Here is a 16,449-nt window from a genome sequence, read left to right as displayed (position 1 = left end):
TCCGTGGCTCGCCGCATCCTCCTCTTCTTCACTTCTCTCCGGCTGACGGTTGTTCTGCTGGGGTTTTCCATGGCGCTGGTACTCTTCGGAACACTGGACCAGGTCCACTTCGGGATCCATGAAACCCAACAACGCTATTTCGAGAGCTTCCTCGTTGTCTGGAATCCACTGCCACCGTATTCCGACTCGCCCTTTGCCCGCATCGGGCTCCCCCTACCCGGCGGCTATCTTCTGGGTCCACTCCTACTGATCAATCTGATCGCGGCTCAAGTTTTCCGCTTCCGCTGGTCGTGGCAAAAGTCCGGCATCCTCCTCATTCACGGGGGGCTGGTCCTCCTCATCCTCAGTGAGTTCATCACCGATTTCTATGCCGAAGAACGGCAGATGTGGCTGGATGAAGGCCAGACCAAGAATTGGGCGGAGTCTTTTATTGAGAATGAGATCGTGCTCATCGATCAAACCGATCCCAGCCTGGAAACCGTCTACGCCATCGATTCCGATGACCTGCGTTCGGGACAGTGGATCGAGAACGAGAAGCTCCCCTTCCGCATTCTCGTCGAGACCTATCTCCCCAACGCCAGCATCCGCAGAACGGGACCGAACGAGAATCTACCCGTCCAAGCCACCCGAGGCGTTGCCCCGCGGATGGGACTTTACGCCCAATACGCCCGTGAGACCTTTAAGGATAACGAAATCAACGCGGATACCGCCATCGTCCGTCTCTTCGACGGGGAAAAAGATCTCGGCTCCTGGATGATTTCCAATCTCTTTGACGAACGCTTCCCCCCCCAGACCTTTGAAGCGGGAGGCAAGACCTACGAAATCGATCTTCGCTTCAAGCGGAGCTATTATCCATTTTCGGTCACGCTCCTCGACTTCACCCACAAGCGCTACCCGGGCACCGAGATTCCGATGGATTTCTCCAGCCGCGTCGTCGTAACTCAGCCCGAAGAAAACGTGGAGCGTGAAAGCCTGATCTATATGAACCACCCTCTACGGTACGGCGGGAACACCTTTTACCAAGCCTCCTTCGCCAATCAGGACACCTCCTCCATGCTTCAGGTCGTGAAAAATCCCGGGTGGACGCTACCCTACATCAGTGTGACCCTCGTCGGCATTGGCCTCGTGGTGCAGTTTGCCCTCGGGCTCTCCCGCTCCCGCGTCATCCGCAACTCTCGCAAGAAGGAGGCCCGCTCATGAAACTCTCGCGCAAACTCGTTCCCTGGATCGCCTTCATTCTCGGGCTCGTCTACGTCTCCAGTGGCTGGCTTCCCAAAAAGAGTTCCCCCACTTTCGATTTTGAATCCTTCGGGAAACTGCCGGTCCAGGTCGGAGGACGCATCAAGCCGCTCGATTCGGTCGCCCGCAACTCTCTTCTCATCCTCAGCGAACGCCAAAAGGCCGTGCTGCCAGCCGAAGAAGCCGAGGCAGAAGACCAGACCGTTCCCGCCCTGATTTGGCTCGTTGAAGTCGCAACCCGACCCGAGGTCGCCGATCGGATGAAAGTCTTTCGCGTCCTCCACCCCCAACTCCGAAATACGCTGGGGATCATGGACGATGCCGGAAAGGTCTTTTCTTACTCTGACCTTCAACCCTACTTCGGCGAGATCTCCCGCCTTCAGGAACAGGTCAACCCGGAGCCCAAGCAGCGGGACAGCTTTGAAGAAGCCGTCGTTCGCCTGAACGAAAACCTTACCCGCTACCATCGTCTTCTTCACAGCTTCCATCCCTTGGGCAACCTCGACCAGTTGACCCAAGAGTATGAATCCTACCAATTGATCATGGCCCCTGGATTGGCTCAACTCAGCCTCCAGCAAAACGGCCAGCCCCACGAGGCCCAGATCCTCGAGAACTTCATGGCGTTCGCCGACCGCTACCTCAAGCTGTCGCAGCAAGCGATGCTGCGGGTCGTTCCCCCCGAAGGCGACGATCCGGTGAACAACGACTGGGAAAACGTCGGCGACAGCCTACTCCGCTCCATCCAAACCGGAACTCTCTCCCCGACCGTCCTTCAATACGCAATCCTGACCGAAGCCTATCGTTCAGGAGACGTCGAGACCTTCAACCAAACGGTTCAGGACATGCGCTCAAACTTCCGCGAACGGTTTCCCGATGAAAAGTTCCGGGTCAGTTTCGAATTCCTCTTCAACGCCGCCGAACCCTTCTACCGGGCGAGCGTTCTCTATGTGCTGGTTCTCGTCCTGGTGCTCATTTCCTGGCTCCGCTGGGGACCGGTTTTGAACTCCACGGCCTACGCCCTGCTGCTCGCGGCCTTCCTCATGCACACCTTCGGACTCCTCGCCCGGATGTATATCCAGGGGCGTCCCCCCGTCACCAACCTCTACTCCTCGGCCGTCTTCGTGGGCTGGGGTGCGGTCTTCCTCGGGATCATTTTCGAGCGATTTTTCCGCAACGGTTTTGGCAGCGCGACTTCGGCGCTTATTGGGTTTTCGACCCTTATCATCGCCCACCACCTGAGCCTGAGCGGCGACACCTTGGAGATGATGCGAGCGGTGCTGGACTCCAACTTCTGGTTGGCGACCCACGTCATCGTGATCACCATCGGCTATTCGGGTGTCTTCCTCGCTGGAGCCCTCGCCGTCTTCGCCATCCTTCGCGGAGTCCTCACGCCCAGCCTTGATCGCAAGACGGAGAAAAGCCTCTACACGATGGTGTACGGGATCACCTGCTTCTCCATTCTCACCTCATTCGTTGGCACCATGCTCGGCGGCATCTGGGCCGACCAGAGCTGGGGACGATTCTGGGGCTGGGACCCCAAGGAAAATGGCGCCCTACTCATTGTCATTTGGACCGCCATCATGCTCCACGCCCGCTGGGGAGCTCTGGTCAAAGCGAGAGGATTTTTCATTCTCGCCGTCTTTGGGAACATTGTCACCGCCTGGTCCTGGTTCGGCACCAACATGCTCGGTGTCGGACTCCACAGCTACGGCTTCATGAACGCCGCCTTCTTCTGGCTCTCCGCCTTCGTCGCCAGCCAATTGGTTATCATGGGCCTGGCCGCCATTCCCAAAGAACGCTGGCGCAGCGCCCACAACCTGGTGCGCGGGTAAGCTCGGAATCCTCTCTTCCGTGGAGAACGGCTTCGACAGCAGGGGTATTCCCGAAGACCTTCGGATCGCCCAGACTCAGCTCATTCTCTCCAGTTTTCGCGACGTCCTCGGGCGCGAGTTAATTCCGTCTACGGGGGATGCAGCCCGAGATGCCCAGCGACTTTTCGACGCTGAGTTCGTCGTCGTTTCTGCCGGCACTGAGAACGATCCGATCCTCAACTACGGCAACGCCACTGCTCTTCGGCTGTGGGAAATGAACTGGGAAGAACTCATTCGCACTCCGGGACGCAAGACCGCCGAACCCATGCACCGGGAAGAACGAGCACGCTTCCTGGAAAAAGTTCGCGAGCAAGGATACGTGGACGACTATTCGGGGATTCGGATCTCCCGCAGCGGAAAGCGGTTTCGCATCGAAAATGCGATCGTGTGGAACCTGACCGACTCTGAGGGCAACGACCGAGGGCAAGCCGCTACCTTTGCCGACTGGACGTTTCTGGATTGGGCGAGGCCAACCCGGACTTAAGCGCAACCCACCCACTGTGGGGCATGGCTTCAGCCTTGCACACTCACACCCCCGACACGCTCCTCTCCGGCAAAAGGGCAACATCCCGAGTATGCGGACCCCAGACCAACCTATCAGGTGGGCGTTGAAACAACCCACCCACTGTGGGGCATGGCTTCAGCCTTGCCCACGCACACCCCCGACATGCTCCTCTCCGACAAAAGAGCAACATCCCGAGTATGCGGGCCCCAGACCAAACCTCTCAGGTGAGCGTTGAAACAACCCACCCACTGTGGGGTATGGCTTCAGCCTTGCCCGCAGACAGATGGCGTTCGCCATTCGGGGGATGGACAAAATCGAAGGTAATTTGGATGTTCGCCAATTCCCGAAAACCTATCGATTCGGTATCCTCTCAACGCTCTACCCAATGAGAGCGCGAACCGAACTACCAAAAACTGGAGCTTCCCATGACCGTATCTTCCCTCGTCAGACTTTCCCCCTTTCCTTTGGGCTCACTGCACACAAAAGGCCCTGTTTCCGAACATTTGGAAACGTTCGCCTACGAGCGCATAACTTCGGAGTATGCGCGGGATGTGGTCTTTCAAGAAGCGGAAGACGCTTTTCGCAACAAACTGGACGACAGCTCTGGAGTCCATGGTATCTGGCAAGGCGAGTATTGGGGCAAGTGGATGATCGGCGCGGTGCGCTATTGCGAGTACGCCAACGACTCAAGTCTCAAGGAGTTCATTCGAAAGAGCGTGGGAATCCTGATGGCGATGCAAGAACCCTCCGGCTATATCGGAACCTATCGGGATCCGATGAATATCTTCCCCGCCGACCCGCAGGAAACAATGAAGGTTCTCGGCCATCCCAGCGAGTGGAACTGGAATATCTGGTGCCGTAAATACACCCTCTGGGGCCTGATCGAAGCGCACAGACTACTCGGTGATCCCAAAATACTTCGCTCCGCAGAACGGCTGGCCACCCACCTGATCCGCTCTCTCCGGGACAACGGCATCCGTCTCGGCGAAACCGGAACGTTCGCGGGAGTGGCCAGCGGATCCATACTCAAGCCGATCATCCTTCTTTACCGTCAAACTCGCAACGAACTCTACTTGGACTTTGCCCAAGAAATCGTGGCAGATTGGAATCGAGAAGACGGCCTCTCTCCCAACCTCATAGCGAATGCGATGGCGGGAAAACCGGTCCACGCCTGGTACGACGACCCCCACGACTACGCGAAAGCTTACGAAATGATGTCGTGCTACGAAGGGATTATTGAGCTCTACCGAACCACGGGGGAAAGCGAACTACTCGAAAGCGTGATCCGCTTCCACAAGCTCCTGAAAGAGCACGAATATAATACGGTCCATTCCGTCGCTTTCAACGACATCTTCCACAACGGATCTTCACAAATCAGTGCCATTACCGAACCCTGCGACGTGATTCACTGGATGCGGCTGTGCGGGGAACTCTTCCTGGAAACAGGCGATAGCTCCTACCTCGAGGATTTCGAACTGGCATTCTACAATCCCTTCCTCGCCTCCGTTTGTCGTGACGGTAAATGGGGGGCTCGAGGCGTTCGCAGCCACACCCATCATCTTTACGCTTTCGGACAGGCAAAAATGAAGTATAATCACTGTTGCGTGAACAACATACCACGCGGTTTCCTCAATTTCGCCCAGATGGCGGTGATTGCCGACGAGAATGGCCTCGCCGTCAACTTCTACTCTCCCTTCGACTCCGAACTCAGCCTGCCGAATGGCGGATCCGTCCAACTCCGCATCAGCGGCGACTACCTTGGCAGCGGCACGGTCGATATCAATTGGGATGCACAGATTGACATCCCCGTGAAGATGCGTCTCCGAATTCCAAAATGGGCCACGGAATCCACTATCGACATTAAGGGTTCTCAAGAAACCGGAGAAGGAGAATGGTTTGAGATCCAAATTGAACCCGGCCAATCCAATGCGCGACTGACTTTCGAACGGGACGTGATCGTGCGAGAGCATCCATCCACGCCTGAGGTCCCTGCATGGCACCACAAGCGATGGTCCGAGCCCGGCATCGAATCATCGATGCGCACGGAGCGTGGCAGCACCTTACAATACGGGCCTCTTCTTCTGGCCCGCAGTCACTTTATCGACAACACCGAGGAGGAAATGTTCGGCGACCCTCTGCCAAAGGGATTTGCCTGCACCCTTAAACCCTCCCCCTCCGACAAGGTGGATTATGCGTTCGAAGCCGAAATTCATTCCGATGACCGGAAACTCCACACAACGGTCTGTGATTTTGCCTCCGCCGCCAATGTAATTACGAAAGAACCAAAGCTGTTCAGCGTGTTTTTCTAAGCTCCCCGAAAGACCAACGGGCTTTTCTCTCTATATCTTAAGGATGACACGAAAACTATCTGGGCTCCCCAAATCTACGCGTCGATGAAAAAGGATGCCCCCTCCTACCTCGAAATTCTACCGAACCGGGTGCGTCGCAACTATCGCGGAGGAGCTCTGTTGGAAAGCTGGACAGGCGAAGGCCACGAAGGTGATAGCGAACGGCCGGAAGATTGGATTGGATCCACGGTCCGGGCTCTCAACCCCGGGCTCGCGAAGGTTCAAAACGAGGGACTCACGAGCGTTCGCCTTCCCGATGGGAGAAGCGCTTCCTTGCCAGAAGTGCTGACCGACGCTCCTGAATATTTCCTCGGGCCGAACCACGTCAAACAGCGCGGCCACGAACTCGGATTCCTCGCAAAACTCCTGGACTCCGCCATACGGTTGAACGTGCAGGCGCATCCGACTGCAGCGTTCGCCCGCGAGCACCTAAACTCTCCCTATGGAAAGTTTGAAACTTATGTGGTTCTCGCCGTGCGCGAAGGAGCGAACCCCTACCTCCGCCTCGGTTTCCAACACGCTCCTGAACGTGAAGAATGGAGGCGAATCATTGACGAGCAGGACATTCCGGCAATGGATGCCTGCTTCGAACCGATCCCTCTAAAGACGGGCGAGGTCTGGCGGGTCCCAGGCGGATACCCCCATGCCATTGGAGAAGGAGCCCTTGTACTCGAAGTGATGGAACCTTCGGACTGGGTGGTCCGCTGCGAATTCGAACGGGAAGGTATCGTCGTTCCTCCCCAAGGACGCTTTATGCAGCGCGGTTTGGAGTTTTGCTTGAATGTCTTCGATTACGCTTCGCGAAGTGTTAGCGAAATCAGAGAATTCTGTCGCCTCGAACCGAAGACCATTTCCAAGAATACCGAACTGACCGTCGAACAACTGGTCGACGAGACCCATACCGATTGTTTTTCCGTACGCCGCTTGACACTACGAGGCGAAACTCGTCTGCCTCGACCCGGAGCCGTTGGACTCTATCTCGTCTCTCATGGTGAGGGAGAACTACACTCCGGCGAGCAACCCTTAGGCCTCAAGCAAGGAAGCCGCTTTCTGATTCCTGCAGGTGCCGAGGCCCCCACCATCGTCCCCACTCGTACCGACGCCCTCCAACTTCTACTATGCCTCCCGACTCTGCAATCGACCACCTAGCGCTGAAATCCATCCCGTTCGGAGTCGTGCTGCTGGCCGAACGGGGCGTTTCGCTCATAGAAACCCGCAACGACCTGGAGAACATCGCCGCGCTCGGATTCAACACCGTCGTGCTCTATCCGAGCGTCAGCCGCTGGGATGCCGACATCCCCGGAGATCTCGCTTTTGACACGATCGATTCCATTCTGGACGTTTGCGCAGAGCTAAACCTCCAAGTGATTCTCGAACTCCAGGGCCAGGTCATGCAGGACGCCGACGCGCCGGAAAGTTCCGGCTACGCACAGGCTTCGAATTATCGGGAAAACGGTTTTCATCAGCCGGCCAAAGAAGTCCTCCTGGCCACATACCTGCGTGCGGTGGCAGCTCACTTCCGGGGCCATCCCGCCTTGCTGGCCTACGACCTCTTCAACGAGGTCGGTAACCACTCGCGGTCTCCCGAAACGATCCAAGCCTTCACGGAATACCTAGCCGGCCAATATGATGGAAATATCCAGGCGCTCAACCACGCCTGGGCCACCTACTTCCCGGACTTCGAATCGATTACGCGCGTCCCGCCCAACTACCGTGTGTGGAGTTGGTCGTCCGTCGTCGCCGAACGGGATTGGCAACGCTTCCGCTCAGCCGACTTCGCGACCCAGATCCGCCGTTGGCGCGTGATCATTCGTGAGGTCGACCCGGATACACCCTTGTTTGTCGACGTTCTCGGATCCGATGTACTCCACAATCGAACCGACGACTATTTCGGAGTCAGCGACTGGGACATCTCCGAAACCACCGACATCTTGGGCCTCTCCTGCTACGCCAACATGCTCGGACCTCGCTGGTGGGAAAGCGACGCTTGGCAATGGCCGCAATTCTGGCGTCATGCAATCAGTGTCGCCGACGGCAAGCAGACCATGATTTCCGAACTGATGACTGCGAACCGCTCTCTCTTTCCGACCGAGGGTTCTTCCATGACCGACGAGATCGGGCTCTGGAGTTATCAAGCGGTTTTCCACGGAATCCAGGGCATGATCTACTGGAAATACCGTCCCTTCCGCCGTGGACGGCAAGTGTCCGGTCGGGGACTGACCGATTTCGACGGCACCCCGAATCGACATGCCCACCAAGCGTCCAAGGTGGCAAAGTTTGTGGTCGAAAACGCGGTATCTCTCGCCGAGTCCCATCCAGACACCGCCGGATGCGCAATCGTCTTCGACCCGGATATGGAGCGCCTTTTCAGCGCCATCGGCGAAGGAGAGGCAACCGTGCCTCCCAAACCTTTTTATACCGATACGCATCGGGGTTGGTTTCAAGCGTTCTGGAAAAGCGGGATCGCACCGTGCTACCTGACCCCGGCCCGCATCGCAGCGCAAGGAATCCCGGCAGCAATTCGGGTTCTTGTGGTCCCGTGCCTGCCCGGAATTACCACTGAGTTCGCGGAATCGATTCGGGACTTCGTCCAGCGAGGCGGAACACTCGTCACCGAGAGCCGCTTTGGTCTACTCGACATCGACGGCAACCTCCAACCGCATGCCCCGGGGTTCGGCCTGCAAGAGATAACCGGCTTCGAAGAAAGAGGGTTCCACTGCCGCGGAGAGCATCGGATCCCCCTCCCCGAAAGTGAGCTCGTTCTGCAAGGCGACTACTTTCAGGAAATCGATTGTCCGGCCGACACCGAAATTCTAGTCGCGACTGAATCCAACCATCCGGCTCTCGTTCAACGATCCGCATCGACCGGACAATGCCTTCACGTTCCCTTTCTCCTAGGACACAAGGTCGAACGCGGCGAATCCCATTCCCAGGCGTTGACCTACTTCAACGTGCTGTTGGAACGGCTACGTCCTCACCTGACTCCGTCGGTCGTTGTGAGAGAAAAGTCTCCATTGCTGGACATCTCCGTCCTCCTTCGAGCCAACGGCACCCCATGGTTGATCGGCCTAACGAATTTTGACCACGCAACGGGAACGGTAACTTTGCGTCTCCCGAAGGGGACCGAACTCGCCGAGAACACACCATTCGACAACCTCACAAAAGAGGGCAGAACGATCACCGTCACCCTCCCGAAACGATCCGCCCACGCCGTAAAACTCGCCTAGATCCACAGAATGCAAACTTCACGCCTCAATGCCCCCCAATCTTTTGAGTTCATCTGGCGGAACGATTGTTCCTGCTGAAACGCGGTGCCCGGACACAGAGATTCGTCGGCGAGGGAAGATGTGGTGGGAGCTTCCAGCTCCCGCATCGAAACGTCCACCGACAAGACCGTCTGACCCTTGCCTCCATCTATCCAATGACGAGAACTACGAGTCAGTTAGAACGGATATTTCCCAACGAACGACCACAAAAGACCTTTTGCGAGGCAGGTTGACAACAAACCGGTTCTTCTCGATGGGGCCTACCGTCCCGGCGCCCGCAATCAACTCCGACTCCTCGAACATACTCTCCTCCAATTCATACACACGGGGCACTGAGAAAGAGAAATGATCGTCCGGGTGCAACTCTCGGAAAATGATTCCGTACAGAACTGTCTTTCCCTCCTGTTGATCGAGCGACAAAAACCCGGTCCAGCTGAATCCATTGGGCGGATCTCCAATCGGCAATACCGAGCCGCGATGAAATGCCCTCCGATGAGGTTGCCAAGCCTTGAATAGGTCTCCCCATATTCTCCGACGCTCCTCCGGCACCCGACTCATTTCCATCCACGCCAGCGGTGAAGCCGCTAACGTAATCGCCACCTGATAATCCGCAGGCCAGCGTTCAGGACTCAGAGGGTCGCCCTCTGAATAGCAGTCCGGGTTTCGCGTCGTATTCAGAAACTCAAGTCGTATCCGAGACGGCAGAATTCCATGCAAAGTCAGTGTCCACAGAGCTCTCAAGGTTTGGTGTGGGTAATAATTCCCAAAGTCCGTATAGCGGTTTTCCAAGAACAACTGCCCACCCCCGACCCGTCCCCAATAGGTTGGACGCCTCTCCGCCGTGGCATCGAAATCAAAGACAATCGCACAGTCACTCGCCTTCAGGACTTTCTCACAGAGTTGATGAAAACGCGTTTCCGCCAAACGGGATGTCAGCTTTACGGCATCCAACTTAAAGTATCGAACTCCCCACTTCCTCCAAAGACCCAGCAAAACCAAAACATCCTTTTCCCAGTTCGCGAATTCGTTACTGGAATCGGGCGCGAACCAAAGCCCCAACTCGATCCCGACTTCGCGCATTTTCTCCACGATCGGACGGAACCCATTCGGAAACCGGCCCGGATGCACTTCCCAAAAATTCGGATCCGCCTCCCAAAAACCATTCCAGACCCCGGCCGACCGATCCTCTACGGTATTGACCGTAGCACCCTTCTGCCAACCGTCGTCGATCTGCAAAACCTCGACCCCCATCTCCTTTGCTGCCTCGATCTCCTCCTCCAGAAAGGATGCCGACAAATGGCGAGCCCCGCCCCGATCGCCCCAAGTATTCGAGAGAACCGTCCCTTCCGCGGAAACTCCGAACGAGCGCAATGTTTTCTGCAATCTCTGCATCGCAAGCAACGCACCGTTACGTCCGCCTTGATAAGCGACCCGGGCCAAGGAGTATCCCGAAGTCCAGATACGGAATGTCAAGTGCTCCTCCCCAAAAGCCAGCAAGAAATCGAAGGGAGCACTCCAGCTTTTGCGAACGTGACCGAGGGGAGCCAACAACACCCACAGGACGCCTTCTCCGTGCTCGTCTGGATTCACAGACTCGAGGGAGACTACATTCGACCTCATCGGAAGAACTTTTTCAGAGGGATGCATCAACCACTCGCGCTGGTAGGCGAATTCAGAATGGTAATCCGTTTGATCCACATACTGAAACTCCCGCAAACAGAGATGGCGGTCTTCCAATTGCCATGCAGGCAGCGTTTCGTTCGGTAGAGTGACCCCCAATCCACCATCACTTTCCGTCTCGAATCCGTCGGCCTCGTGGACTCCCAGCGAATGATTGGCATCCGAACCTTCGTTTCCCTCCACGGACGGATCTTCCACCTCAAGAATCGAACCAGCCAAATCGGGAAACAACTGGAACCTGAAGCTGCGCCATCGGTCCGACTCCTTCAAGCTCTCCAGACGCAACGAAACAATAAGACCCTCCGCACTACTGACACTCCGCTTACCGTATTCGCAAGAGCAACAAACCCGCCATTCCGATTCCCAAACGCTTTCTCCACCGGTCCGATCTCCCCAGATTTTCCCACCCTTGCGGCGGAGATCCTGGGGTTTCAGAAACCCATCAGGGGCCTGAACCCACCGCTCCTCGAAATAAGAGTTCCCGAACTTAAGAATTCCATCCTCCCAGGTCGCATAACAATCCTCAAGACGATCCGAATCATGACCATTCTCTTTGTGTATGCTCATAGATCTTAATTTACCGTTTCAAATAGCTTTCTGGATCCTTTGATGGACAACACTTTCACGATCCGATCAGTAGTATCCTAGGGAGTCACGTCTTCTGCGAAGCTTCTCCAGATCCGACGCGTACCGGACGTCATCGACAAAATTGATCCGCTCTAATGGATCTCGGGCAAGGTCAAAAAGGACTTCCGGACCATCGTCACCATAGCATTGATACTTCAATTCGTCCCGTTTGATCATGAGATGCCCGTTTCCGAAATGAGACAGGCACTCGTTGTCCCATCGCAGATCATTCCCACCCTCCAACAAGGGCCGAAGGCTCCGGCTGTCCAAACCTTCGGGACACTCCAACGCCGCGAGGTCGCAAAAGGTCGCATAAAGATCGCATAAACTGACGTTCTGGGGAATCCGCCGTCCGCCCGCAAAGCCCTTGGGCCATCGAATCATCAAGGGAACCCGAACAGAGCCTTCGAAGAATTTCTGTTTCTCCCATGCGGCATGCTCACCCAGCATATCGCCATGGTCGGCGGTAAAGACAACAATCCACTCATCAAGATTCTGGCCGACCGCTTCCAGCGCTCGGCCCAAACGGGCAAAATCCGCGTCCGTCTCCTCAACCATACCGTAATAGGCGGCGGTCGCCCGCCTTAAATCGCGCTCCGTGAGGGAGGAGTCCGTGCTCACGTGCAAGTCTTCCGCCCCCAGAACCGGATGATCGAACCGGGGCTCATCCGCATAGACCGGGACCCGATTCAGATAGTAGGCGAAGCGCTCCTCCGACGTCAGAAATGCGTAGTGAGGCCGATTAAAGCTGACCTTCAACATCAACGGCTGATGCGCTCCGGGCCGGTCATAGTAGGAATCGCAGAAATGTTGCTCGATAAAGCGCAATGCACCCTCCAAGGCATAAGCGTCGGTATCGTGAGTATTCGGACCATGTCCGATTCCCGCCCGCAGGATCTCCTTCCGCTGCGACCATTTTCCGCAACCGGGTAGGGGCTTCACCGGATCCGCGCGGTAATCGTCGATGAAGTTCGGACTCACATGAGTGTTGTCGCCAATACGACGAAGCCACCCCTGCATCTGGTCACGTCCCATATGATGAAGCTTTCCGGCACAAACGGTAAGATAACCATTCCGCGAAAAATGATCGGCAAACGTATTGCTGAATGGGGGTAAGTCTTCCCCGTACCGCCGAACGTTACAGGTATGCGGGTACTGCCCCATGGCAAGACATTGACGAGACGGTATACAAATCGGAGAAGGTGTATAGGCATTGTCAAAAACCAATCCGGTCTCCGCCAACTGATCCAAAAAAGGCGTGCGCACCACTTGATTTCCAGCACAGCCCAGAACATCGAAACGGTGTTCGTCGTTCATCAAAAAGAGGATATTCGGTCTCATGGGCTTTTCCAGTTCTCAAACGATTGTATCCCATCGCAAAGATCACCGGAATCGGACAATATCCAAATAACCTTCGCTTTCGTCTAAGTCAGCGGACATTCAGAGATCCTTCACCTCTTGCCATGCGACTCCGAACAAATGCCTGTAGCGACTGGGTCTTCCTCTGTAGGCCCGATCCAAAGCATCAGAGCAGAACGAAATCGACCCCGCGCGAGAAGCGCCCTCGTCGCAGGCCGAGGTTCAACGACTGAGAGAGCCGCCCGCCAAAGCTCAACGCTCCAAAATTTTCTTTCGGAATTCTCGTGGTGGCTGACCAAAAGCGCGACGAAACCTCGTAGAAAAGTAATAGGCATCCGGCATTCCAACCTGCTGAGCGATCTCGGATATCGAATACTCCGGCAACGCGAGCAGCTGGACCGCTCGACGCAGCCGAGTGTCCTCCCGATATTGGCGGGGAGACACTCCCACCGCATCTTTGAACTTCTGGTAGAGCCCCGCCCGGGAGACACCACAACGCTCGGCAATTTCGTCCACGCTGTCATTCGACTCCGTGAGCATCTGCTGCGCCCGAAGAACCATTCTGCCAATTCCCGCCGACTCGGAGATGTTCTGATTGTACCCGCGAATCAGCACGCTCTCCACCAGAATCAATGCCAAATCACACCAGTTCCGCGGCCGCCTCAAATCCAGAAAGAGAGCCTCTTCCAACGCACTCTTCGCTCGACGAAACTCCTCCGGCTCCAGATGAACCTTACCCACTCCCCGAATCACTTCGGGCCAACTCAGCGCTTCGGTAATATGCGGACGCACCGGAAAATGAAACCATTGGAAAGACCAACCCTCGCCGGGATGAAACGAATGAGGCACCCCGGGTTTGAGAAGGAGAAGATCCGACGGCAACACATCGACATCCCGATTCTCGAATCGAACCATACCTTTCCCTTCTCCACAAAGGACCAAGCCCACTCGTTCGGTAATTCTCTGGCTCCACGACTTCTTCTCCGAGGCGCAATGCCGAGATCCGCAAAGAAAATCATAGTGAGGATCCGGGTTCTTAAGATGACTTTCCCTTCGGACGTGGTGTGAAAAATTTTCTGACATGCTTGTGATGGGCCAAATCGATCTGGCAATCAAAATTGCACTGAGTCTCCCCTATCTCCCAACCTCCTCGAATCAACATGATCTCTCGAATTTTGTCTACAGAACAATCACTTCGCGAGGATCATAATCGACCTCCCAGCCTCGATTTTTACCCGATCCTAACAACTCTTGCCCACTCCAATTCTAGAAGAAGGAGTAGCTCTCCCGGAGAGATCACGGCAAAGCTCAAGTTTTCCGAAAAAGGGGAAACTCAACGCCATTGAGAGGCAACGACCACGCGGGGATTATCAAAGATAATGGCGAACACCGAACCGACACCGTCTCTTGAGCGTCCAACCAATCCGAGCAATCCAGAAATCAGTATTCAGGAGAACCGGAACCATGGCCCGGCGCACCCGTTTATGGCATACCGTTCATTCTGGCCGCAAAAAGAGGCGGTCGCTCAGTTCGCAGGGATCGGGATCGATACCATTTGCATCTACCCCTCCAATACCCTGAACAGCCTCGGGGTCCAATACAGTCAACACCCCCCCAACTGGACTCATTTTGGCGTCTACAAATGGGAGAATCTGGATTGTCAGTTTGACGAGATCCTCGAAGCCAATCCAAAGGCTCGATTCATCTGCATGGTCGATCTGAATACCCCAAATTGGCTGACTCGGTATTCCCGCTACGACGACTCCTTTTACAACCTCGGAAAGGTTGTGAGCGATGCACGTTGGCGCAAAGAGACGGCAGAGTACATGAATGTTTTTCTCGAACATTGTGAGACTCATTACGGAGACCACATCGACAGCTACATTCTTTGTGCGGGAGCCACTTGCGAGTGGCAGGACTCCTCCAACGGCCAGGAATCTCCCAGCCGCATCGAAGCGTGGCGCAATTGGTGTCACGAACACGACATCGACGAATCGAGCGACCTCCCCTCCCGCAACCAACGGGGAAGCGCCGCCCACGGGCTCTTAAGAGACCCGAAGATCGACAAACTGGGTCGTCTATACTGGGACTTCAATCGCAACCAGATCGCCGACACGATTCTTCACTTCGCCCGCAAGGCGCAATCCATCCTGCGCCACCGAGCGAAGCTCGGAGTCTTCTACGGATACCTGCTCGAACACGGCAAGGGACGTCTCGTCTCTTACGGGCACCTCGGATACGATAAAGTCTTTTCGTCCCCCGACATTGATTTCTTTGTTTCCCCCGGCACTTATTTCGACCGTGAAATGGGCGGAGCCAGTGGATTCATGTCGCTTATCGACAGCATGAAGCTTCACGGGAAATACTACATCCGCGAACTCGATCACTTCACCCACACGGCCAACGGCAATCCTCTTCTTCCCTGGGGAATCCCTTGGGGAGAATCCTGGAACCATCGCTGGCCCGATGAACTTTCCTCGATCGCCGGGCTACAACGCGAATTTTCGATCGCCCTCACCGCAGGAGTCTCACTCTGGTGGTTCGACATGTGGAACCACTGGTATGAAGCTACCGAGGTCATCGATGCCCTCAACCGCATGAAGGAGATCTGGATGGAGCAAGCCCAAGACAGCCTCCCACCCTCCGCCAAGGAGATCGCGGTAATCGTAGACGCGGAGAGCTGTCTCCACCTCAACGAAAACCATGAAGACATTACCAAAGTCCTCCGCAACATTCGTAAACCTCTGGGCAGAATTGGGGCACCCTACAGTCTCTATTCCTTCGCTGACATCGATCGAATCGACTTTTCCCACTACAAGCTGGTGATCTTCCCGAACCTATTTTCGTGCGACAACGAGAAGTCGGAAAGAATCCGACAATATGTAGCCAAGAACAACCGAACGATCCTCTGGATTCATCGCGCCGGCGTTATTTCCGGAGAATCCTACAATGAGACCAACATCAAGAATCTCACCGGAGTTTCCTACGAACCCGGAACGATCGGCGAGTACCAGTTCGACCATTGGAAATCCATCCTCCATGCCGACCTAATGCCCTCTTACTCGTTTCTCCGGGAAGTCGCCGGAGATGCGGGCGTCCACCTTTACGGAGATGGCGGCGAACCCGTCTACGCGAATTCGAATCTACTCGCGACGCACACGACCACTGGCGGCAAGCGCAAATTCCGCCTCCCCTATCAATGTCTCACCGTACGAGAACTCTTCAGCAATCGAATCGTGGCCAACGATTGTCGTGAATTCGAAGATACGCTGAGCTCCCCCGGCAGCGCCCTCTACTCCCTGGAATGGTAACCCGCGGCTCTACAGCTAGCGGCCCGAAACTCGAGGCTCACTGAAACTCTCCAGCCCAACCTGGCGAGTGTGCAGTCCCTGCCCATTGAGTAAGATCAATTTCGGGCCACAAAAAATCACAAAAAAGGAATCGTTTAGGGGCTGAGTCGATCCCGTGCCTCGCTTTGCCTATCGCTGATCCTTTCCAACACGCGGGAACGGTGGAACGGAAGCGCTACAGCGATTTCGACAAGGGATTGGACA

Annotated in this window: 10 protein-coding genes; 7 read left to right on the top strand and 3 right to left on the bottom strand. The window is 55.7% G+C overall.

Features of this window, described 5'->3' with window-relative positions:
• Positions 1-3: 3 nt before the first annotated feature.
• The 6 genes from H5P30_RS22440 to H5P30_RS07345 all read left to right on the top strand — a co-directional run bounded on the left by H5P30_RS22440 (position 4) and on the right by H5P30_RS07345 (position 9,190).
• On the top strand, positions 4-1,200 hold the full coding sequence (locus tag H5P30_RS22440) for a cytochrome c biogenesis ResB family protein (RefSeq protein ID WP_185692315.1): 1,197 nt from the start codon (positions 4-6) through the stop codon (positions 1,198-1,200).
• Entirely contained in the window at positions 1,197-3,071 is a 1,875-nt protein-coding gene (locus H5P30_RS07365) for a cytochrome c biogenesis protein (protein ID WP_185692314.1), read from the top strand. The genes H5P30_RS22440 and H5P30_RS07365 overlap by 4 nt, the downstream gene beginning before the upstream one ends.
• 19 nt (positions 3,072-3,090) lie before the next feature.
• Positions 3,091-3,594 (top strand): MEKHLA domain-containing protein, encoded by a 504-nt coding sequence (locus H5P30_RS07360; RefSeq protein WP_221774315.1) that lies wholly within the window; start codon positions 3,091-3,093, stop codon positions 3,592-3,594.
• 446 nt (positions 3,595-4,040) lie between these two features.
• Entirely contained in the window at positions 4,041-5,924 is a 1,884-nt protein-coding gene (locus H5P30_RS07355) for a beta-L-arabinofuranosidase domain-containing protein (protein ID WP_185692313.1), read from the top strand.
• An 84-nt stretch (positions 5,925-6,008) separates the two neighbouring features.
• Positions 6,009-7,112: a class I mannose-6-phosphate isomerase gene (locus H5P30_RS07350; RefSeq protein ID WP_185692312.1), complete on the top strand. Its 1,104-nt coding sequence runs from the start codon at positions 6,009-6,011 to the stop codon at positions 7,110-7,112.
• Positions 7,082-9,190, top strand: coding sequence for a beta-galactosidase (locus H5P30_RS07345; protein WP_185692311.1), 2,109 nt, complete (start codon positions 7,082-7,084; stop codon positions 9,188-9,190). Before H5P30_RS07350 ends, H5P30_RS07345 begins: the two co-directional genes overlap by 31 nt.
• Before the next feature lie 204 nt (positions 9,191-9,394).
• Here H5P30_RS07345 and H5P30_RS07340 read toward each other — a convergent pair whose 3' ends face one another.
• The 3 genes from H5P30_RS07340 to H5P30_RS07330 form a co-directional block, all read right to left on the bottom strand.
• Positions 9,395-11,476: an alpha-galactosidase gene (locus H5P30_RS07340; protein WP_185692310.1), complete on the bottom strand. Its 2,082-nt coding sequence runs from the start codon at positions 11,474-11,476 to the stop codon at positions 9,395-9,397.
• 66 nt (positions 11,477-11,542) lie between these two features.
• The gene (locus H5P30_RS07335; RefSeq protein ID WP_185692309.1) at positions 11,543-12,877 is read right to left on the bottom strand and encodes a sulfatase-like hydrolase/transferase; all 1,335 of its coding nucleotides are present in this window, start codon (positions 12,875-12,877) and stop codon (positions 11,543-11,545) included.
• A gap of 270 nt (positions 12,878-13,147) precedes the next feature.
• A complete protein-coding gene (locus H5P30_RS07330) occupies positions 13,148-13,978 on the bottom strand; it encodes a helix-turn-helix domain-containing protein (protein ID WP_185692308.1) in 831 nt (276 codons plus the stop codon).
• 296 nt (positions 13,979-14,274) lie between these two features.
• Here H5P30_RS07330 and H5P30_RS07325 point away from each other — a divergent pair, with 296 nt between their 5' ends.
• A complete protein-coding gene (locus H5P30_RS07325; RefSeq protein ID WP_185692307.1) occupies positions 14,275-16,206 on the top strand; it encodes a hypothetical protein in 1,932 nt (643 codons plus the stop codon).
• Positions 16,207-16,449: the final 243 nt, after the last annotated feature.

Source organism: Puniceicoccus vermicola (assembly GCF_014230055.1).
Taxonomy (GTDB): Bacteria; Verrucomicrobiota; Verrucomicrobiia; order Opitutales; family Puniceicoccaceae; genus Puniceicoccus; species Puniceicoccus vermicola.
Note: the sequence above shows the minus strand (reverse complement) of the source record. Positions and strands in the feature narration are given on the sequence as shown.

What these genes read in the sequence shown, in the direction of transcription:
- H5P30_RS07350 (WP_185692312.1), top strand. Translation starts at nt 6,009, where the DNA reads ATGAAAAAGGATGCCCCCTCCTACCTCGAAATTCTACCGAACCGGGTG.
- H5P30_RS07340 (WP_185692310.1), bottom strand. Translation starts at nt 11,476, where the DNA reads ATGAGCATACACAAAGAGAATGGTCATGATTCGGATCGTCTTGAGGAT.
- H5P30_RS07330 (WP_185692308.1), bottom strand. Translation starts at nt 13,978, where the DNA reads ATGTCAGAAAATTTTTCACACCACGTCCGAAGGGAAAGTCATCTTAAG.
- H5P30_RS07345 (WP_185692311.1), top strand. Translation starts at nt 7,082, where the DNA reads ATGCCTCCCGACTCTGCAATCGACCACCTAGCGCTGAAATCCATCCCG.
- H5P30_RS07335 (WP_185692309.1), bottom strand. Translation starts at nt 12,877, where the DNA reads ATGAGACCGAATATCCTCTTTTTGATGAACGACGAACACCGTTTCGAT.
- H5P30_RS07325 (WP_185692307.1), top strand. Translation starts at nt 14,275, where the DNA reads ATGGCGAACACCGAACCGACACCGTCTCTTGAGCGTCCAACCAATCCG.
- H5P30_RS07365 (WP_185692314.1), top strand. Translation starts at nt 1,197, where the DNA reads ATGAAACTCTCGCGCAAACTCGTTCCCTGGATCGCCTTCATTCTCGGG.
- H5P30_RS07355 (WP_185692313.1), top strand. Translation starts at nt 4,041, where the DNA reads ATGACCGTATCTTCCCTCGTCAGACTTTCCCCCTTTCCTTTGGGCTCA.